The 20,498-nt window shown below is 64.3% G+C and carries 17 protein-coding genes; 8 read left to right on the forward strand and 9 right to left on the reverse strand.

The window, feature by feature from the left end:
• Positions 1–8: 8 nt before the first annotated feature.
• Positions 9–236 (reverse strand): dodecin, encoded by a 228-nt coding sequence (locus tag JGU72_RS00410; RefSeq protein ID WP_199681798.1) that lies wholly within the window; start codon positions 234–236, stop codon positions 9–11.
• 127 nt (positions 237–363) lie between these two features.
• On the opposite strand from JGU72_RS00410, the gene JGU72_RS00415 reads away from it, so the two are divergent.
• The 5 genes from JGU72_RS00415 to JGU72_RS00435 all read left to right on the forward strand — a co-directional run bounded on the left by JGU72_RS00415 (position 364) and on the right by JGU72_RS00435 (position 5,444).
• Positions 364–1,695, forward strand: coding sequence for a sensor histidine kinase (locus JGU72_RS00415; protein ID WP_199681799.1), 1,332 nt, complete (start codon positions 364–366; stop codon positions 1,693–1,695).
• Positions 1,692–2,339 (forward strand): LuxR C-terminal-related transcriptional regulator, encoded by a 648-nt coding sequence (locus tag JGU72_RS00420; protein WP_199681800.1) that lies wholly within the window; start codon positions 1,692–1,694, stop codon positions 2,337–2,339. Before JGU72_RS00415 ends, JGU72_RS00420 begins: the two co-directional genes overlap by 4 nt.
• A 40-nt stretch (positions 2,340–2,379) precedes the next feature.
• The gene (locus JGU72_RS00425; RefSeq protein WP_199681801.1) at positions 2,380–3,105 is read left to right on the forward strand and encodes a GntR family transcriptional regulator; all 726 of its coding nucleotides are present in this window, start codon (positions 2,380–2,382) and stop codon (positions 3,103–3,105) included.
• A 65-nt stretch (positions 3,106–3,170) separates the two neighbouring features.
• Entirely contained in the window at positions 3,171–4,706 is a 1,536-nt protein-coding gene (locus tag JGU72_RS00430) for an NCS1 family nucleobase:cation symporter-1 (RefSeq protein ID WP_199681802.1), read from the forward strand.
• 9 nt (positions 4,707–4,715) lie between these two features.
• Positions 4,716–5,444 carry an aspartate/glutamate racemase family protein gene (locus JGU72_RS00435; protein ID WP_199681803.1) on the forward strand — a complete coding sequence of 243 codons (729 nt, stop codon included), beginning with the start codon at positions 4,716–4,718 and terminating at the stop codon, positions 5,442–5,444.
• Here JGU72_RS00435 and puuE read toward each other — a convergent pair.
• Positions 5,411–6,313, reverse strand: coding sequence for an allantoinase PuuE (gene puuE / locus JGU72_RS00440; RefSeq protein ID WP_199683104.1), 903 nt, complete (start codon positions 6,311–6,313; stop codon positions 5,411–5,413). The two genes, JGU72_RS00435 and puuE, sit on opposite strands and share 34 nt — an antisense overlap.
• 17 nt (positions 6,314–6,330) lie before the next feature.
• Entirely contained in the window at positions 6,331–7,335 is a 1,005-nt protein-coding gene (gene alc, locus JGU72_RS00445) for an allantoicase (protein ID WP_199681804.1), read from the reverse strand.
• A gap of 135 nt (positions 7,336–7,470) precedes the next feature.
• Between alc and JGU72_RS00450 the strand changes: the two genes are divergently transcribed.
• Positions 7,471–7,971: a phenylacetaldoxime dehydratase family protein gene (locus JGU72_RS00450; RefSeq protein ID WP_199681805.1), complete on the forward strand. Its 501-nt coding sequence runs from the start codon at positions 7,471–7,473 to the stop codon at positions 7,969–7,971.
• Positions 7,972–7,976: 5 nt separating this feature from the next.
• On the opposite strand, the gene JGU72_RS00455 is transcribed toward JGU72_RS00450, so the two are convergent.
• Positions 7,977–8,147 (reverse strand): hypothetical protein, encoded by a 171-nt coding sequence (locus JGU72_RS00455; protein ID WP_199681806.1) that lies wholly within the window; start codon positions 8,145–8,147, stop codon positions 7,977–7,979.
• 41 nt (positions 8,148–8,188) lie between these two features.
• The gene (locus JGU72_RS00460) at positions 8,189–8,737 is read right to left on the reverse strand and encodes a hypothetical protein (protein WP_199681807.1); all 549 of its coding nucleotides are present in this window, start codon (positions 8,735–8,737) and stop codon (positions 8,189–8,191) included.
• A gap of 104 nt (positions 8,738–8,841) precedes the next feature.
• On the opposite strand from JGU72_RS00460, the gene JGU72_RS00465 reads away from it, so the two are divergent.
• Positions 8,842–10,926 (forward strand): M13 family metallopeptidase, encoded by a 2,085-nt coding sequence (locus JGU72_RS00465; RefSeq protein WP_199681808.1) that lies wholly within the window; start codon positions 8,842–8,844, stop codon positions 10,924–10,926.
• A 192-nt stretch (positions 10,927–11,118) separates the two neighbouring features.
• On the opposite strand, the gene JGU72_RS00470 is transcribed toward JGU72_RS00465, so the two are convergent.
• Together JGU72_RS00470 and pyk are read right to left on the reverse strand one after the other, a co-directional pair.
• Positions 11,119–11,994, reverse strand: a complete 876-nt coding sequence (locus JGU72_RS00470; protein ID WP_199681809.1) for an acyl-CoA thioesterase — start codon at positions 11,992–11,994, stop codon at positions 11,119–11,121.
• A 56-nt stretch (positions 11,995–12,050) separates the two neighbouring features.
• A complete protein-coding gene (pyk, locus tag JGU72_RS00475) occupies positions 12,051–13,469 on the reverse strand; it encodes a pyruvate kinase (protein ID WP_199681810.1) in 1,419 nt (472 codons plus the stop codon).
• Between the two features lie 292 nt (positions 13,470–13,761).
• Between pyk and JGU72_RS00480 the strand changes: the two genes are divergently transcribed.
• Complete coding sequence (locus JGU72_RS00480) at positions 13,762–14,313, forward strand: hypothetical protein (RefSeq protein WP_199681811.1); 552 nt, start codon at positions 13,762–13,764, stop codon at positions 14,311–14,313.
• Between the two features lie 6 nt (positions 14,314–14,319).
• On the opposite strand, the gene JGU72_RS00485 is transcribed toward JGU72_RS00480, so the two are convergent.
• Both JGU72_RS00485 and gltB read right to left on the reverse strand, forming a co-directional pair.
• The gene (locus JGU72_RS00485; protein ID WP_199681812.1) at positions 14,320–15,825 is read right to left on the reverse strand and encodes a glutamate synthase subunit beta; all 1,506 of its coding nucleotides are present in this window, start codon (positions 15,823–15,825) and stop codon (positions 14,320–14,322) included.
• Positions 15,818–20,362 carry a glutamate synthase large subunit gene (gene gltB / locus JGU72_RS00490; RefSeq protein WP_199681813.1) on the reverse strand — a complete coding sequence of 1,515 codons (4,545 nt, stop codon included), beginning with the start codon at positions 20,360–20,362 and terminating at the stop codon, positions 15,818–15,820. Before gltB ends, JGU72_RS00485 begins: the two co-directional genes overlap by 8 nt.
• Between the last annotated feature and the right edge of the window lie 136 nt (positions 20,363–20,498).

Here is a 20,498-nt window from a genome sequence, read left to right on the forward strand (position 1 = left end):
TTCGGCGGTCAGCCGGCGGCGCTCTCCCCCGGCTCGATTCGGAAGCCGATCTTCACCGTCACCTGGGTGTGCGCTACCGCGCCGTCCACGATGTGGCCACGGGTCTCGATCACCTCGAACCACTCCAGATTTCGGACCGTTTCTGCCGCGCGGGCAACCGCGTTCGCTATTGCCCCGTCGGAACCCTCCGTGGACGAGCCGACGACCTCGATGACGCGATACACATGATCACTCATGCTGAAATCCTCCCACCATGTGCGGCATCGGCCCGCGTTTTCGGCGGAGTTGGTGTGGCTGGCTACACCATGAACCGGCGGGGTTCCCCGCTCGTCCGGGCGCCCGCGGCACACCAGACTCGATCCCATGACCGCGACCCAGGCGACCTACACGCACCCGACTCTGGCCATGCGCAAGACTGACACTGTGCCGATGATTCTGTTGCGTGCACCCATCGCTGCCCAGACCTGGCGTGACGCCGCATACGTACTGCTCGCGACCGTCCTGGGTTCAGCCGGTATTGCCTATCTCTATCTCGGGTTCGGCGCCGGGCTATTCTTCGCGATCACGTTGGTCGGCATCCCGCTACTGGCCGCAGTTGTCGTGGGAGGCCGGGTGTGGGGCAACGTCTACCGCTGGCTGGCGACAGTTTTGCTCCGCTCCGAACCGCTGGAACCGCCGCGATTTCAGGCCGAACCTGGCATCTTCGGGTTCATCAAGTCCGGTCTGAGGGACCGCACCGGTTGGCGTGCAATCCTTTTCGTCGCCATCAAGGCCGTCGTCGGACCGGTCGGCGGCTACCTCGCCCTGACCTTCGCGGTCATGGCCGCGTTCACCGCGATCTCTCCGATTCCGTGGACATTGTTCAATCCGACGAATGTCGATTCGAACGGCGTTCACCATCATTCGCTCGTTCAGTTCGGTGATGTCTATTTCGAGACCTGGCCACAGATGCTGGCGTTTTCTGCTCTCGGAGTTCTGGCCTGCTTCATCGCCCCCTGGCCGATTCGCGGCCTCGCGAGCCTGGACCGTTTGCTGATCAGGACGTTGCTCGGCCCGACCCAGCGCGACGCCCGCGTACAGCACCTCGAACTCGCCCGGACGTCGGCGGTAGAAGACTCGGCGGCAACCCTGCGACGCGTCGAACGCGATCTGCACGACGGCACGCAGGCTCGCCTGGTCACCATGGCGATGGCACTCGGTCGCGCAGAGGAACGCATGGCCGCAGGGGGTGACGCTCGCGAACTCGTCTCCGACGCCCACGCAAATGCCAAGGAGGCGTTGAAGGAACTACGCGAAGTGGTGCGCGGCATCCATCCTCCGGCGCTGGATCTCGGACTGGCGCCGGCGCTCGAAACACTCACGTCGCGGTGCACGGTCCCCGTCGACCTGAGCGTGCAGCTGACCCGGCGCCCCTCTCCCGGCATCGAGGCGATCGCGTACTTCTCCGTCGCAGAACTGCTGACCAACGTCACCAAGCACGCGCACGCGACGCAGGTCTGGGTCGACGCGCGAGACACCGACGGCGATGTCGTGCTCACAGTCCGTGACAACGGCATCGGCTGTGCCGACCCTGCGCGCGGGACCGGTCTCGCCGGCCTCGCCGCGCGTACGCAGACGGTCGACGGATCACTCGACGTGGTCAGCCCGCCCGGCGGACCGACAGTTGTCACTATCGCGCTTCGAGGTGGCTCGTGAAGATCGTCATCGCCGAGGACAGCGCAATCCTGCGCGACGGATTGGCGCAATTACTCATCGACCGCGGCCACGAAATCGCGGCGATGGTCGGCGACGCCGAGTCACTCGGTCCCGCGGTCGACGAGCACCGTCCCGACGTCGCAGTCGTCGACATCCGCATGCCGCCGTCGTTCACCGACGAGGGCCTGGTCGCAGCGATCGCGTTGCGGCGCCGGCACCCGGAGGTCGGCGTCCTGGTCTTCTCGCAGTGGATCGAAACACGTTATGCCGCAGAACTTCTCGCAGGAAACGCAGCGGGCGTGGGTTACCTCCTCAAAGACCGTGTCGCCGACGTCAGCGAGTTCGTCGACGCACTCACCCGCGTCGCGAACGGCGGGACCGCGCTGGATCCCGAGGTGGTGAGCCAGCTCATGGGAACATCCCGGCGCCGGGACGAGCTCGAGCGCCTCACGCCACGCGAGCGCGAGGTCCTGAATCTGATGGCGCAGGGGCTGTCGAACTCGGCAATCGCGGCGGCACTGGTCGTCACCGATCGGGCCGTCGAAAAACACGTCGGCAATATCTTCGCCAAACTGGACCTGCCGCCATCCGACGACCATCACCGACGGGTGCTCGCCGTCATCAAACAACTCGGGCGAACCTGATCGTCACGCCGGTGCAACAAATGGCACCTACCCTGGCGACATGTCGCAGCGACGCAGGTCGGTGCTTGCGTCCAAACTTGTGATCGAGCGACCCGGCAGCCCTCAGCACGCAATCTTGGACGAACTGCGCCGGGTGATCCTCGACGGCGCAGCACCACCAGGCACTCCGATCCCGCTCGGTGAGGTCGCCGACCTGTTCGGCGTCAGTCAAATTCCGGTCCGCGAATCGCTCAAGACGCTCATCGGCGAGGGCCTGGTCGACCATCGACCGAATGCGGGATACGCGGTCGCCCAGTTGACTCCGGACGAACTGCACGAGATCTACATCGTGCGCGAGACATTGGAGACAGCAGCTCTCTCGGCCGGCCTCGCGAAGGCAACCGATGCCGATCGCCTGGCCGCCATCGAGGCGAATGCCGCTCTGGAACAAGCCATTCGAGACGACGATCCCGTTGCCTACCATCGGCACAGTCGCAGCTTCCATCTGGCGCTGACGCGTCCGTCGAAGATGCTGCGATTGCTCCACATGCTCGAATCGGCCTGGAACATGACCGAACCGGTACAGCCGATGGTCCACTCGACCGGCCACGACCGCTCGGCACTGCACGACGACCACAAGCACATGCTCGAGGCGTTTCTCGCCGTCGACCTCCAGCGCTTGCTCGCGACGTCCGAGACGCATCATCGACGGCTCAACACGGTGATCGCCAAGCTGCCGACCGACACCGGGTTGCTTGCGCCGGAAGATATATCTCTGCGGAAATAGGCACGCAACGTGGCCTGGATAGTTTCGATTGGTCCGCTTGTCGACCGTCCAGATGGGTCCGCATCATGACCGAAACACTCCCCACACACGCCGCTGCCATGCCGGTCGGCGCGGCCGATCTCGTCGAGGCCGCCGGCCACCCGGTCGGAGGCGGCCTCATCAAGCCGGGTTACGACCCCCAGTTGACGAACGAAGATCTCGCTCCCCTACGCAAACAGACCTGGGGGTCGTACAACATCTTCGCGTTCTGGATGTCCGACGTGCACAGCGTCGGCGGGTACGTCACCGCCGGCAGCCTGTTCGCACTCGGTCTCGCCAGTTGGCAGGTGCTGCTGTCGTTGCTGATCGGCATCACGATCGTGTACTTCTTCTGCAACCTCGTCGCAAAGCCGAGCCAGGTCACAGGCGTGCCCTATCCGGTGATCTGTCGCAGCGTCTTCGGCGTGCTGGGCGCGAACATCCCCGCGATCATTCGCGGACTGATTGCCGTGGCCTGGTACGGAATTCAGACGTTCCTCGCATCGGCGGCGCTCGACATCGTACTGATCAAGCTCTTTCCGTCGCTCGCACCGTACGCAGTCGTGGACGACTACGGTTTCCTCGGTCTATCGGCGCTCGGCTGGGGCAGTTTCATGCTGCTGTGGGTCGTCCAGGCGTGCGTGTTCTGGCGCGGAATGGAGGCTATCCGCCGGTTCATCGACTTCTGCGGGCCCGCCGTCTACGTGGTCATGTTCCTGCTCTGCGGATACCTGATCGCCAAGGCAGGCTGGGGTGCAATCGATCTCAACCTCGGCGACGTGAAGTACTCCGGCTTCGACGCGGTTCCCGTGATGCTCGGTGCGATCGCCCTGGTCGTCTCGTACTTCTCCGGACCCATGCTGAACTTCGGCGACTTCTCGCGATACGGAAAGTCGTTCGAGGCAGTCAAGAAGGGCAACTTCCTCGGCCTCCCCGTGAACTTCCTGATGTTCTCCATCCTGGTGGTCGTCACGGCGTCTCTGACGGTTCCCGTCTACGGCGAATTGATCACAGATCCGGTCACGACCGTCGCAAAGATCGACAGCACCTTCGCAATCGTGCTGGGCGCGTTGACGTTCACCATCGCGACGATCGGCATCAACATCGTCGCCAACTTCATCTCACCCGCCTTCGACTTCTCCAATGTGAGCCCACAGAGAATCAGCTGGCGTGCGGGCGGGATGATCGCAGCGGTCGGCTCGGTGCTGATCACACCGTGGAATCTGTACAACAACCCCGACGTCATCCACTACACACTCGAGACGCTCGGAGCCTTCATCGGTCCGCTGTTCGGTGTGCTCATCGCCGACTATTACCTGATCCGCAAACAGCACGTGATCGTCGACGACCTCTTCACCATGTCCACGAACGGAACCTACTGGTACTCCAAGGGATACAACCCGGCTGCCGTCATTGCGACGATCGCCGGAGCGGTTGTGGCAATGATTCCGGTGCTGACCGGCGACAGCCTCTACGGCATGCACACCGCCGCGCAGTACAGCTGGTTCATCGGCTGCGGGCTGGGGTTCGTCGTCTACCACCTGCTCGCAACGAAGTCCCGGTTCGCCGTGACCAACGTCTAGGCTCGCTGCATGCGGATCAAGATCGTCAATCCGAACACCACGCTGACGATGACCTCGAAGATCGGCGCATGTGCCAGGGCGGTAGCAGGTCCAGGCACGCTGATCGAGGCCGTCAGCCCAGACATGGGACCCGCGTCGATCGAAAGCCACTACGACGAGGCTTTGAGCGTGCCCGGACTGCTCGCCGAGATCGTCAAAGGCGAGCAGTCCGGGTTCGACGGGTACGTGATCGCCTGCTTCGGTGACCCCGGACTCGAAGCCGCACGCGAGATTGCCCGCGGACCGGTCATCGGGATCGCCGAGGCCGCAATGCATCTCGGCAGCTTCCTGGGGCGCAGCTTCAGCGTCGTCACCACGCTGGAACGATCGGCCGGCCGGACCTGGGAACTGGCCGAAAAGTACGGAATGGCGCGCTTCTGCAAAGGCGTGCATGCGTGCGAGATCGCGGTACTCGCCCTCGATACCGATCCCGACGCACGCAAGGTCGTCACCGAAACCGCCCTGCGCGCAGTAGAAATCGACAAGTCTGACGCTGTCCTGCTGGGCTGCGCAGGAATGGCCGACCTTTGTCAGGAGATTTCCGACAAGATCGGCGTGCCGGTCATCGACGGCGTCGCGGCCGCCACCCTGCTGGTCGAGTCGATGCTCCGGCTCGGCCTGCGCAAGTCCGGGCGAGGCGAGTTCGCGACGCCCATCCCGAAGGTCTACTCGGGAATCCTCAGCGCGTTCGGCGGGTGAACGGTTCGCCAGTGCTCGGCAATCTCGATACGTCTGGCGATCCACACCTTGTCGTGTGACTGCACGTGGTCCAGGAACCGCTCCAATGCCGCTGTGCGAGCGGGCCGACCGACGATGCGGCAGTGCAATCCGACCGACAACATCTTCGGGCTGCCCTCCACACCTTCCGCATACAGCACGTCGAAGGCATCCCGTAGGTGCGCGAAAAACTGCTCACCACTGGGGAATCCGGCGGAGGACGAGAAACGCATGTCGTTCGTGTCCAACGTGTACGGCACGACGAGGTGATCGGTCGCTCCGACCTTGACCCAGTACGGCAGATCGTCGGCGTAGGAATCGGAGTCGTAGACGAAACCGCCGTGCTCCACGACCAATTCGCGCGTGTTCGGCGAATCACGACCCGTGTACCAGCCCAGTGGCGCGGACCCCGTCAACTCGCGCAGGATCTGCACAGCTTCTGCAAGGTGCGCACGTTCTGTCTCCCGGTCGACGAATTGGTATGACAGCCAGCGCAATCCGTGGGATGCGATCTCGTGGCCGAGCTCGCCGAACGCCGCAACAGCTTCGGGGTTGCGTTGCATTGCGCGCGCGACCGCAAAGATCGTCAGCGGTAAACCTCGCTTCTCGAACACCCGGAGCACGCGCCACAACCCTGCGCGGGAGCCGTATTCGTAGATCGATTCCATGCTCATGTGACGCGCGGCAAACGGTTCGGCCGGCGTCATCTCGGACAGGAACGTCTCCGAACCCGCATCACCGTCGAGGACCGAATTCTCGCTGCCCTCTTCGTAGTTCAACACGAACTGGACGGCAATTCGCGCGCCGCCGGGCCAGCTCGGGTCCGGCGGGTGCGGTCCGTAGCCGACCATGTCGCGTGGGTAACCGTTCACAATGCACTCCTTTCGATCGCCGCCAGCGCCGCGTCGGTGAGCCCGCCGTACAACCGCAGGCGCGCCACACCGCCATCGGGAAACACATCGAGTCGCACATCGGTGACGGGTTCGTGCGCGCCGAGCAGAAATCTGTGCCGGGTGTCGGCGACCAACTCGGTCCGCGGCAGCAACTCGATCCACTCACCCGACGTCGTCCGACCACCCAATGTTGCTGCACCCGGGCTGTTTCCGAGAAAGTACGACGTGTCGATCTCCGCAACCGACACCGTGCCCTCGCCCGCCAGCCGCACCTGGACCCAATCGTTGCCGTCGTCCCTGCGACGTGCCGTTTCCCAGCCGTCGCCCATCACTCGTGCGACGCCCGGAAAGAGGAGGTTGTGCGGCGAGCTGTAGAAACGATTCGAGCAGTCCGTGACCAGTGCGCCGTTCTCGAGCGCTGCGAGATCCACGTTGCCGAAACGCAGGAATTGCGGGTCCGGTCTGCCTTCTCCGTGCACCCGGAACCGGGCGACTCCCCCGTCGGGATACATCGTCAATTTCACGTGGGTCCAACGCTTTTCCGACGACACCTCGAACGGGTTGCGTGTGTCGCCGTACACTCGGATGCGCTCGACCAGTGGCTCCCAATCGGTCCGCTCAGCGACATCAACTGGTCGCGGGTAGCCGGTCAGTGCCAGCGCTGCAACCGAGATCTCCGACGGGAAATTGCCCTTGAACCACGCCGTGTCGACGACGACGCCGCGGATCACACCAGGCACACCGAGCCGCACGATTGCCTCGTCGACGCCGGCTTCCCGGCGGCGGCGCGTCTCCCAGCCGTCGTAGATCTGCCCCTTGTGCCCGAACGTCGCCGGCTGATACGACGCCGGCCCAGGCCGGATCAGGTTCTCCTTCTCCGCGAAGGATTCGTCGTTCGCCCAAATCACTGCCCCGCCGAGCGGCCGCAGGGCCAAATCCGGCAGCATCGTGAAATCGGGAACTCGATCGGTTTCGCTCATTGCTATCCCTCCAGACCGGTACCCCTCATGCTTCCAGAACGGCGCGGGTTGCGATGCGCTACACACCTGTCACTGTTAATGCGATCGAATCCCGAGCGATATCGTGGGTACACGAAAAAGACCAGGAGGTGGGCGATGAAAGTCGAACGACTGACGGCGGACCTCTCGGATTACCCCGATCTGGTCGTCGTATTTCTCGGGATGCGTGTGCGAAAGCCGCGCGGCATGCTGCGACTGCTCGGCATCGGTCCGAAGTTGTACAAATCCCACGCAGACAGACCGGACGGGCTGCTGTTGCACGAGGACGTCGTATGGGGCCACTTCCCGCCGCACTGGGGCGCCCGGCAGTACTGGCGAGATCTCGAGAGCCTCGAACGCTGGACCAGGTCCGACCCGCATAAGCAGTGGTGGCGCACGTTCCTCAAGGATTCGGGTGGCACCGGTTTCTGGCACGAGGCGTACTCCATGAAAGGCGGCATCGACACCTTCTACGACGACATGACGACGCCGACCGGTATCGCCAAGTTCGCGCCGATGGTTCCTGCCCGCGGCCGAGTGTTTTCGACGCGCAAGCGCCTACAGCGCGACGGTCCGGACCTGCCGCCGGTCGTTTCGGAGGACGAACTCTACGGCTGAACTCGTCAGTTCTCTGTCCGCCGCCGGATCTCGTCTTCGAAAGCGGCTATGACGGTGTCGATTTCGCCGAAGTCGCTGTCACCGGCACCTTCGTCCATCGCCGCGTCACGCGCTTTGCGCAGGTTTGCGAGCGCGGGTTCGAGTTCCGCCGTATCGAGCACTCGTGGATTCTGCATACCCCACATTCTGCCCCCGAGAGGGCGGCCGCGGGGCAGGTTCAGCTCCCTCGGGAGAGCAGGCAGCGGGTCGGCAACGGGCCGGGGCCGACAGCGCGGACGATGACACCGCGCACATCCGACGGTGAAATCTCCGGGAAGTCGATGGCTGCCTTGTAGTCCCCCGCGCTGACGGTGATCGTTTTCGACTGGTTGCCCGATGACGCGCTCACGTCGACAGTGACGGTCGCCGGACCGTACTCGTATACGGTCGCCGTGATCCCGGTGTCCGCCGGGCTCCATTGGTTTGCGAGCGGACACAGCGTGAGTCGGCCTTCGTCGACCGGCGGGGGCGGCGGCGTATCCGTGGTGGTGTGCGGGCGCGGTGTTGTTGTCGTCGTTGTTGTTGTCGTCGGCACCGGCGGCACGGTGGTTGTGGAGTCCGGCGGCGGTGGCGTGGGTGTCGTCGTGGACCCCGGCGTGTCCGACGGCTCGGCCGAAGCAAACGTCGCCGTGCCGAACATGCCCAGGGCACAGGTCGCAGCAACGACGGGCAGCAACCACAGCCGCACCGGGAACCGGTGCGGCGAACGCGGATTCGCTGGTGCCATAGCAACGAGAGTGCGCGCAATTGCGATCTTCGTCAACTCTGGTCGCATTCGCGGGTTCGCGGGTCCGGCACCCAATTGTCGGAGCCGGACGCTACGGTTGGCGGATGCGATTCAGGACAGTGCGGCGCTTCTCGGTGTGCGTGGTTGCGGCGGTGGTGGCCCTCGCCTCAGCGAGTTGCTCGAACAGCAGCGACGACGATTCGAAGGGCATACCGGAGAACTACGTTGCGTTCGATGTCGGCGATCTCGACACAGCGATCGACCCGTGCACCGACTTCAACGAGTTCGTGAACTCGAAATGGCTGAACGCCACGGAGATCCCGGCCGACGATGCCGGCGTCGGGATCGGCAACGTGCTGCAGGACGAGAGTGATGCGCTGCAGAAGGAAATCGCCGAAAGCGCTGTCGCCGATCTCGATTCGGAGGACAAGTCCTCGGACCGGTACCTGATCGGCGCGATGTACAAATCAGCGCTCGACGAAGACGTCATCAATGCCCGCGGTTTCGATCCCATCAAAGCGGAACTGGCGAAGGTCGACGCGATCGACAGCCGAGAGGACATCGTCTCGTTCCTCAACCAGGACGCGGCCGACGCGAGCTTCCTGATGTTCACGTTCGGGTCCGGGCCGGACTTCCGAGACGCGGCACGCCAGATCGGTTACGTCTACTCCGGTGGCGTGCGACTCCCGACGAAGGACTACTACACCAACCCCGACTACGCGAACATCCTCGGCGCCTACCGTAGCTACCTGGAAAAGGAGCTGCAGCTTGTCGACGTGCCGGAAGCCGAAGCGAAAGCGCAGGCTGACCGCGCGCTGGCATTCGAGTCCGAACTGGCCGCGACCACACTGTCCCCCGAAGAGGGCCGCAAGCCAGAAAATCAGTACAAGCTGCTGACGGTCGCCGAGGCGAATGCGGTGACACCGGCGTTCGACTGGCGCAAGTACCTCGACGCACAGCAGATGCAGTCGGTCACCAGCTTCTCCCTGTCCGAGACTGCGTTCTTCACGAAGTTCAACGAACTGCTCGAGCGCGGTGACCTCGACCAGTGGAAGGCGTACCTGCGCACACAGGTCATCAGCAAAGCAGCCCCGCGCCTGACGCAGCAATTCCGCGACAACGAATTCGAGCTCGGGAAGTTGCTCACCGGTCAGACGGAGCAGCGTCCGCGGTGGGAGATCGCCCTTGCCGCAACTAATACGTCCATCGGTGAGGCACTGGGCCGACTGTGGGTCGAGCAGAAATTCGACGAGGACGCGAAGGCACGCGCCGAGGAGCTTGTCCGCAACATCCTCGACGCCATGAAGGTTCGCATCGAGCAGATCGACTGGATGAGCCCGGAGACCAAAGCCAAGGCGCTGGAGAAGTGGGACGCAATCCTGCCGAAGATCGGCTACCCGGACAACTGGCGCGACTGGTCGGGACTGGAGCTCGACCCCGGCACCTACTTCGAAAACCGCCAGGCCGCAGATGTTTACAACAACGCGTACGACCTCGCCAAGATCGGGAAGCCTACCGACCGCAAAGAGTGGTTCACGACGCCGCAGACGGTCAACGCGTTCTATAGCCCGACGAACAACACCATCAATTTCCCCGCTGGGATTCTGCAACCGCCGTACTTCGACGCGAACGCCGACGACGCGCTGAATTACGGCGGGATCGGCGCGATCATCGGCCACGAGATCACGCACGGCTTCGACGATCAGGGCAGCCAGTTCGACGGCGCCGGTAACAACGTCGAGTGGTGGACCGAGAACGACCGCGCGTTGTTTACGGAGAAGACCGACAAACTCGTCACCCAATTCGACGAGTACACACCGATCCCGAGCAAGCCCGACCTGCATGTCAACGGGCGGCTCACGCTGGGTGAAAACATCGCCGACCTCGGCGGCCTCAATGCGGCCTACGACGCCTTTCAGAAGGTGCTTGCCGCAGATCCCGAAGAGGCCGACGAGAAGATCGACGGATACACGCCCGATCAGCGGTTCTTCCTGAGCTATGCGCGAAGCTGGCGCGGGAAGGTGCGCCCCGAGGTCGCCGAGACCCTGATCAACAGCGACTCGCACTCCCCCGATGCGCTGCGGATCAACGGCGTCGTACCCAACGTGACGGGATTCGCCGAGGCGTTCACCTGCGCACCGGGCACTCCGATGGCGTTCACCGACGACAAACGGGTCGTCGTCTGGTGAGCGGGGTGTTGTATTTCCTCACTCCGCACCACCTCGCAACCCCGCAGCGCGCTGCACCTCACTCGCGCGGCGTGACATAACACGACACGCCGTGGCAGCCTGCGATCAGGTGGTTAGCTGAGCATCGCCCAAGTGGCGGGCCCGGCAACCGCCTGTTCGGGTGCCCCGGCGCCTCTCCACACGAACCGGCAGCTACTTGCGCCTCGGAAAGTGCCGGATCAGACCTTCCTGAACGACGGTGGCAAGCAACTCACCCTCGAGCGAGAAGTAGCGACCGGTGCCGAGACCACGCGACCCGGCGGCCACCGGGGATTCGGTGGCGTACAGGGCCCAGTCGTCGAAGCGGAACGGGCGGTGGAACCACATAGAGTGGTTGACGGTCGCGGCGACGATGCGATCGTGTCCCCAGGACAGCCCGTGCGTCGTGATGATCGAGTCGAGGACCGTCGTGTCCGACGAATAGCCCATCACCGCAACGTGGGTGAGCGGATCGTCGGGCAGCGCACCGTCGGCTTTCATCCAGACGCGGTTGTGGTTGAGCCGTTCGCCCGTGCCCTTCATGATCCACGCGGGGTCGTTCGCGTAGCGCATGTCGATCGGCTTCAGCGCGTTGACGAACATCTGCAGCCGATCTTCGTACCCGACGAAGTGATCGCCGAGCGGCGGGAGAACGTCTGGGTACGGCACATCGGGAACCTCGACAGCGTGTTCCAGGCCCTTGGTGAAGTCCTGGAACGCGGCAAGCATCACGAAGATGTCGTTGCCGGCCTGCCGTGCAGTGACCAAGCGGTTTGCGAACGCTCGACCGTCGCGCTGCCGTTGGATGTGGTACTCGATCGGCTGCTTGACGTCACCGCCGCGAATAAAATGCGCATTGATCGCATGCACCGGACGGCCCGGCCCGACGGTCCGGCCGGCCGCCATGATCGCCTGCGAAATGAGCTGACCACCGAACGTGCGGCTACCTACGGGACCGATGTGCCGACCGCGAAACACATCCTCGCCGACGTCTTCGAGCTCGAGCAGTTCGAGCAACGTCTCCAGGTCTTTGTGTCCTGCCTTGGTCACTGTCGTCCTGTCGTCTAGTTTCGCCGCCGATGTCGGCGGCCTCTGCTGATCCGGGGCTAGTAGTCGCCCTCGCCGATCCGATGCACGTGGATCAGGTTTGTCGAGCCTACGGTGCCCGGCGGAGAGCCTGCGACGATGATGACGAGGTCGCCGCGCTTGTACCGCTCCAACGTCAGCAGCGACGCGTCGACCTGGCCGATCATCTCGTCCGTGCTGTCCACCCGCGGAACCAGGAACGTCTCCGTGCCCCACGTGAGCGCGAGCTGGCTACGGACCTCCGGAGTCGGCGTGAACGCCAGGAGTGGCAGGTTCGTGTGCAGGCGTGCCAGCCGGCGCACCGTGTCACCCGACTGTGTGAATGCGACAAGCGCCTTCGCATTGAGTCGCTCACCGATGTCACGGGCCGCATAGGAGATCACACCGCGCTTGGTGCGCGGGACGTGTGTCAGCGGCGGGACCCGCGTCGAATCGGTTTCGACGGCTTCGACGATTCGCGCCATCGTGCGAACGGTCTCCATCACGAACTTGCCGACCGACGTTTCGCCCGACAGCATCACCGCGTCCGCACCGTCGAGCACGGCGTTGGCGACGTCTGACGCCTCCGCGCGCGTCGGGCGCGAGTTCTCGATCATCGACTCGAGCATCTGTGTCGCGACGATCACGGGCTTCGCGTTTTCGCGTGCCATCTGGATCGCACGCTTCTGCACGAGCGGGACCTGCTCGAGCGGCAATTCGACGCCGAGGTCGCCCCGGGCAACCATGATCGCGTCGAACGCGAGCACGATCGCCTCGAGGTTGTCGATCGCTTCCGGCTTTTCGAGCTTGGCGATGACGGGAATCCGGCGGCCGACTCGGTCCATCACCTCGTGCACCAACTCGACGTCGGCGGGCGACCGAACGAACGACAGCGCGATGAAATCGACACCGAGGCGCAGCGCGAACTCGAGGTCCTCCAGGTCTTTTTCCGACAGCGCCGGGACCGACACGTTCATGCCGGGCAGCGATACACCCTTGTTGTTGCTGACCGGTCCGCCCTCGGTGACGCGGCAGACCACGTCGTCCCCGTCGACGGCCTCGACCACGAGGCCGACCTTGCCGTCGTCGACAAGCAACCGGTCGCCGGCCTTGGCGTCCTGTGCGAGCTGCTTGTACGTGGTCGAGACGCGGTCGTGCGTACCGTCGCACTCTTCGACGGTGATGCGGACCTGTTCACCGTTCGCCCAGGTCGTCTTGCCCTCGGTGAAGCGACCGAGGCGGATTTTCGGGCCCTGCAGGTCGGCAAGGATGCCGACCGCGTGCCCTGTGGAATCGGAGGCGGCGCGCACGCGCCGGTAGTTCGCCTCGTGATCTTCGTAGTTACCGTGGCTGAAGTTGAGTCGCGCGACATCCATGCCGCTTTCGACAAGCTCACGGATGCGATCATCAGTGGCGGTTGCGGGTCCAAGCGTACAAACGATCTTCGTCCGTCGAGTCACGCGTTGAGCGTAGTAGTTCCAGTGAGCTCGGTCGATTCACTTCGAGTGACATCCACCGCAGCAATAAGCGAACAGCGACCTGTCGACCGACCCTTGGGTGCAAATCTTGCACACGCGAAGCGACCTGGACGGGTGTTAAATTTCTCCCCGGGGATCGCAGCGGGTTCGTCGAACCGGGGGGTGCGGTCCCATTCGCGTGCATTTCACACTGACCCAGAGGGGAACAACCTTGCGTATCTCACTGCGAAGAACCGCTGCCGGCGCCTTTGCGTGTCTGGCTACACTTGCAGTCTTGACGGCCTGTGGCAGCTCGGACGACACAGCCGCATCGGATGCAGACTCGACGTCGGCCGATGCGGGCTCGGACGGTCCGTACGAAGTCGACGACTGCGCCGGCCTGGACCCCGACCGCGCACCGGACGGCTACAAGCAGTTCGACTGCGACGACGCGGGAGCTTCGCTGAAAGTGATCGCCTTGCAGCCCGCAAACTTTGCCGGCCTCAGCGAGCCGAACTGCCCGATCGGCACCGACACGATCATCACTGTGGAGACCACATACGGGTCGACGGCGACGTCCGGCATCCCCTCGCAGACTCTCTGCGCACGCAACTTGACCGGCGATCACCCCGGCGATCCAGGCATGGGTGGCGGCCAGCTGAAAGAGCAGGACTGCGTCTCCGCGGACCTGGCGGAAATCCCTTGCGCCGGTGCACCTGCCGGGGCACTGGCTGTTGTGTCGTTCGCGACCTCCGTCTCCGAATGCCCTGCCGAAGCCACCGACCCGATCGAACTGCAGTTCCAGGTCGGCCGCGATTACAACGTCATCTGTGCAGCTGCCCTCTAGCAGCGGCTACCGCCCGACCGCCAACGGCAAGGCGGTCGGGTGGACAGGTGCGGGCAGATCCGAATGGCCCATGAGATAGGCATCGACGCCCGCCGCCGCAGAACGACCCTCCGCGATAGCCCAGACCACCAGTGACGCACCGCGATGCGCGTCGCCACACACGAAAACACCGGGCACAGTCGTTTCGAATTGCGGACCACACGGAAGCACGCCACGACGGTTCAGCTCGAGCCCGTAATCGTCGAGCAGCGGCATGTGCTCGACGCCTTCGAACCCGATCGCGAAGAGCGCCATGTCGCACGGCAATTCGATCTCTTCACCGATCGGCGTGATGTGACGCTTGCCGTCGCTACCGCGTGTGACCCGAACCTCGGCGAGCGCGATCGCGCGGACATTTCCAGCCTTGTCGCCGATGAAGCGGCGAACTGCGACCTGGTACCGCACGTCTCCGCCTTCGGCGTGGGCCGGCGACGTGCGCAGCACCAATGGCCATGCGGGCCATGGCGACAACTCGGCGTCACGCTCCGACGGCGGTTCGGGGTTGTAGTCCAACTGCGTTACCGAGGCGGCCAGGTGCCTGTGCGCGGTGCCGAGGCAGTCGGCTCCGGTGTCGCCGCCGCCGATGATCACGACATGTTTTCCGCGTGCGTGCAGCGGCGTGGGTCCGTCACCCTCGGTTTCCCGATTCGCCGGAACGAGGTAATCCATGGCGAGATGCACCCCGGCCAGCGTGCGGCCCTCGATCATGTTGTCGCGTGCGCGCAACGCTCCGACAGCGAGAATCACGCCGTCGAATTGAGCGCGTAGTTCTTCGACGGAAACGTCCACACCGACCTCTCGGCCGGTGACGAAATGCGTACCCTCCGCACGCATCTGGGTCAGTCGCTGGTCGAGCACCGACTTGTCCATCTTGAATGCGGGAATGCCGTAGCGGAGCAGTCCGCCGAGTCGGTCGTCGCGTTCGTAGACGGTGACGTCGTGCCCGGCTCGGGTAAGTTGTTGCGCCGCAGCCAATCCCGCGGGACCTGATCCGACCACGGCAACTCGTTTGCCCGTGTTGACGGTCGGCAACTGTGGCAGAACAGTGCCGCGCTCCCATGCCGTGTCGGCGATCGTCTGCTCGATTCGCTTGATCGTGACGCTGCCACCGGTGTCGTTAGGAGCGATGGCGAGCACGCATGCCGCCTCACACGGCGCCGGGCACACACGTCCCGTGAATTCGGGAAAGTTGTTGGTGGCGTGCAGTCGATCGATTGCCGCACCCCAGCGGTCGCGGCGCGCGAGGTCGTTCCACTCCGGGATGAGATTGCCGAGCGGGCACCCCGACGACCCGCTGTGGCAGAACGGAATACCGCAATCCATACAGCGGCGCGCTTGCTGGGCGACTTCGCGATTGCGCTCGGCGGCAGGCTGATCGGCGTAGATCTCGCGCCAGTCGTGGATACGGTCGGCAGCGGATCGCTTGGGCGCATCCTGCTTCCGAATGTGCAGAAATCCCTGTGGATCAGGCACGAGCAGCCTCCATGATCGCCGATTCGACGTCGCGGCCCTGCGCCTTCGCCAATCGCGTCGCTTGCAGAACGCGTTTGTAGTCGACAGGCATGACCTTCGTGAACAACCGGGATCGGCGCGGCCAATCCGCGAGAATCGAGGCGCCGAGCGCGGACGCCGTGTATCGCGTGTGCTTGCCGACCACGTCGCGCAGCCAGAGCAGGTCGTCGGCGTCGAGCGGTTCGAGTTCGACCATCGCCTTGTTGACGTCGGCGGGGTCGAGATCGAGCACGTAGGCAATCCCGCCCGACATTCCTGCGGCGATGTTGCGGCCGGTCGGACCGAGAACTACGACCCTGCCGCCGGTCATGTACTCACAGGCGTGGTCACCGAGTCCCTCGACGACCGCGGTCGCACCGGAGTTGCGTGCACAGAATCGCTCACCCGCCCGACCCCGCAGGAAGACTTCGCCCGAGGTGGCGCCGTAGAGGACCGTGTTGCCGGCGATCACGTTCTCTTCCGCCACGATCGGACTGTCGACGGCCGGCCGCACGATCACACGTCCGCCCGAAAGACCTTTTCCGACATAGTCGTTCGCATCACCGTGCACGTCCAATGTGATACCCGGCGGCAGAAAGGCACCGAGGGACTGACCGGCCGACCCCGTCAGCGTGATGTGAATGGTGTTGTCGGGCAACCCTGCCGCGCCGTATCGCCGCGTGACGGCCGCACCGAGCAAGGTGCCCACAGTGCGGTTCACGTTGCGAACAGGCAGTTCCAGGCGCAGCGGACGGGAATCCTGCAGCGCCCCCTCGGCCAGTTGGATCAACGTCTGGTCGAGCGCGAACACAAGTCCGTGGTCCTGCGCGCGGACCCGCCTGCGTGGCTGTGCGGTATCGGGGACATGGAACACCGGCGTCAGGTCCAGTCCGACACTCTTCCAGTGCGCGATCCCGGGTGCGGTGTCGAGCGCGTCAGCGTGCCCGACCGCCTCGTCGATACTGCGAAATCCGAGTTGCGCAAGATATTTGCGCACGTCCTCCGCGATGAACCGGAAGAAGTCCGCGACGAACTCCGGTTTGCCGGTGAATCGTTTACGGAGCTCGGGGTTCTGTGTTGCGACGCCGACCGGGCACGTGTCGAGGTGGCAGACGCGCATCATGATGCAACCTGCGACGATCAAAGGTGCTGTGGAGAAACCGAACTCCTCGGCACCGAGCAAGGTCGCGACGACGACATCCCGTGCGGTTCGCAATCCACCGTCGCACTGCACGGTTATTCGGTCGCGAAGCCTGTTGAGCACCAACGTCTGCTGGGTGTCGGCAAGCCCGATTTCCCAGGGTGCGCCGGCGTGCTTGAGCGACGTCAACGGCGAAGCACCCGTGCCGCCGTCGTTGCCAGAGATGAGCACGACGTCCGCGTGGGCCTTGCTGACACCGGCCGCGACCGTGCCGACGCCGACCGAGCTGACCAATTTCACATGGACGCGGGCGTTTTCGTTCGCATTCTTGAGATCATGGATGAGCTGGGCCAGATCTTCGATCGAATAGATGTCGTGGTGCGGCGGCGGACTGATCAAACCGACCCCAGGCGTCGAGTGCCTCGTCTTCGCAATCGTCGGGTACACCTTGAACGCCGGGAGTTGGCCGCCCTCACCCGGTTTCGCGCCCTGCGCCATCTTGATCTGGATATCGGTCGCGTTGACCAGGTAGTCGCTCGTCACGCCGAACCGCCCGCTCGCGACTTGCTTCACGGCAGACCGCCGCGCGGGGTCGTACAGGCGGTCGGTGTCTTCGCCACCCTCCCCCGAATTCGAGCGCGCACCAAGGCTGTTCATCGCGATCGCCATGGTCTCGTGGGCTTCGGCCGAGATCGAGCCGTAGCTCATCGCGCCGGTGTTGAAGCGTGTGACGATCGCCTCGACCGGCTCGACCTCCTCCAACGGCACCGGTTCGCGAAGATCGTCCCGGAACTGGAAGAGCCCGCGCAGAGTGCCGCCCTCGGCTGAGAGCCGGTCGACCTCCTCGCTGTACTTCGCGAACACGTCACGCCGACCGGTCCGGGTTGCGTGCTGCAGCAGGAACACCGTCTCGGGCGTGAACAGGTGTAGTTCGCCGTCACGGCGGAATTGGTACTCGCCACCTACGTCCAGGCCACGGTGGACGGTGGCCGTCGGGTTGTCCGGATACGCGCGTCGGTGCCTGATCTTGACTTCTTCGGCAAGCACTTCCAGGCCGACGCCGCCGATCTGGCTCACCGTCCCCGCGAAGTATTCGTCGACCATCGCGCGGTCCAGGCCGATCGCCTCGAAGACCTGCGCACCGGTGTAGGACGCGATCGTCGAGATGCCCATCTTCGACATCACCTTCAGAACACCCTTGCCCAGCGCATACAGATAGTTGCGCGTCGCGACCGAGCGTTCGATCCCGGTCAGCTCACCCTGGGTGACGAGGTCCTCGATCGATTCCATCGCTAGGTATGGATTCACCGCGGAGGCCCCGAAACCGATCAGCATGGCCACGTGATGGACTTCGCGCGCGTCGCCCGATTCGACGACCAACGCAACCTGCGTGCGCTGCTTGGTCCGTACGAGATGGTGGTGAACGGCCGAGACCGCGAGCAGCGACGGGATCGGCGCGTGCGAGTGATCCGAATCCCGGTCGGAGATGATCAACGTGCGGAAGCCGGCGGCGAACGCGTCGGTCGCCGTGATCTGCAGCTCTTCGAGCGCCTCGGCCAGCCCTTCGCCGCCGCGCTCGACGTCGTAGAGCGCCCGCAATACAGTCGCCGCCAGGCCGGGGTGGTCGCCGTCCTCGTTGATGTTGACGATCTTGCCGAGCTCGTCGTTGTCGAGCACCGGCCAGGGCAGCACGATCTGGCGGCACGACGCGGGCCCGGGTTCGAGCAAGTTGTGTTCGGGACCGGTCACTCGACGCAGCGATGTGACGATCTCTTCCCGGATCGCGTCCAGCGGTGGATTCGTCACTTGAGCGAAAAGTTCGACGAAATAGTCGTAGAGCAGACGCGGTCGCGCGGACAGCACTGCGACAGGCGTATCGGTGCCCATCGAACCCAGCGGTTCACCGCCGGTCGACGCCATCGGCGTGAGCAGTACCCGGAGATCCTCGAGGGTATAACCGAATATTTGCTGACGTCGGACAACGGAATCGTGGTTGTGCACGAAACGCTGCCGATCCGGCAACGAGTCGAGGTTCAGCAGGCCTGCATACAGCCATTCTTCGTAGGGCTGCTCGGCCGCGAGCGCCGTTTTGAGCTCGTCGTCGGCGATGATGCGACCCTGCGCTGTATCGACGAGGAACATGCGACCGGGCTGCAGCCGCCCCTTCGCGACGACATCCTTCTGTGGGACAGGCAAGACACCCGCCTCGCTCGCGAGGATGACGCGGTCGTCGACCGTGCGCCACCAGCGCCCGGGCCGCAATCCGTTGCGGTCGAGCACCGCGCCGACGCACGTGCCGTCGGTGAACGTGACACACGCCGGCCCGTCCCACGGTTCCATCAGCGATGCGTGGAACCGGTAGAACGCCTCGCGGTCCGGAGCGAGCGATGCGTGGTTCTCCCACGCTTCGGGAATCATCATCATCACGGCATGCGGCAACGATCTGCCGCCGAGATGAAGGAGTTCGAGCACTTCGTCGAACGACGCCGAATCGGAGGCGTCCGGACTGCAGATCGGGAACAGCCGCTCGATATCGCCAGGAATGTGCGCGCTCGCGAGCAGCGCTTCGCGTGCCCGCATCCGGTTGCGATTGCCGCGGACGGTGTTGATCTCACCGTTGTGCGCGACGTACCGGAAGGGATGCGCAAGCGGCCAGGACGGGAAGGTGTTCGTCGAAAAGCGACTGTGGACGATCGCGATTGCGCTGCGACATCGCTTGTCCCGAAGATCCGGAAAGTACAGCGGGAGTTGACCTGTCGTCAGCATTCCCTTGTAAACGATGGTGCGGCTGGACAGGCTGGAAAAGTAGACGGGCGCCAGCCGGTCGGCACGCTTGCGCAGCGGATAGACGGCGCGGTCGAGCGCGAGACCACCGATCCGCGCTCCGTTCACCACCGGAGCCGCGACGAACAACTGACTCATCACGGGCATACAGGAAAGGGCGGTCTTGCCGACGTCGGCGCCACCCGGATCGATCGGAACGTCGCGCCAACCGAGGACCTCGAGCCCTTCCTCGGCAGCGAGCGACTCGATCAGGTCGACCGCCGCAGTTCGCTCGACTGCGTCCTGCGGGAGAAAGCAGATGCCGGCCGCGTAACTGTTCGTGCCGTCGGGAGCCGGTGGCGGCAGTACGAATTCGACTGTCTCCGCAAACAACTCCGTCGGAAGTTGGAGGAGGATGCCGGCGCCGTCACCGCTGTTCGGTTCTGCACCTGCCGCACCGCGATGATCGAGGTTCTCGAGCGCGAGCAACCCATCGGAGACAATGGCGTGCGACCGCCGACCGCGAATATCCGCGATCATTGCGACGCCGCACGAATCACTTTCCTGCGCCGGGTCGTACAAGCCTTGCGCTGGGGGAACATTGGAGAACAGCACCGCGCACCTCCGCGTATGCCAGCAATTGTGGCTTGCCGGCGCGCAGCACGCTATCCGCTGGCCGAACTCTCTCGGCAGAAACCGCGGGCGTCGTCTGCTATCGGTTTGCCGGGACACCGTCGGCCCGTTAAGGTCT

The organism is Antrihabitans auranticaus, assembly GCF_016481275.1.
Taxonomy (GTDB): domain Bacteria; phylum Actinomycetota; class Actinomycetes; order Mycobacteriales; family Mycobacteriaceae; genus Antrihabitans.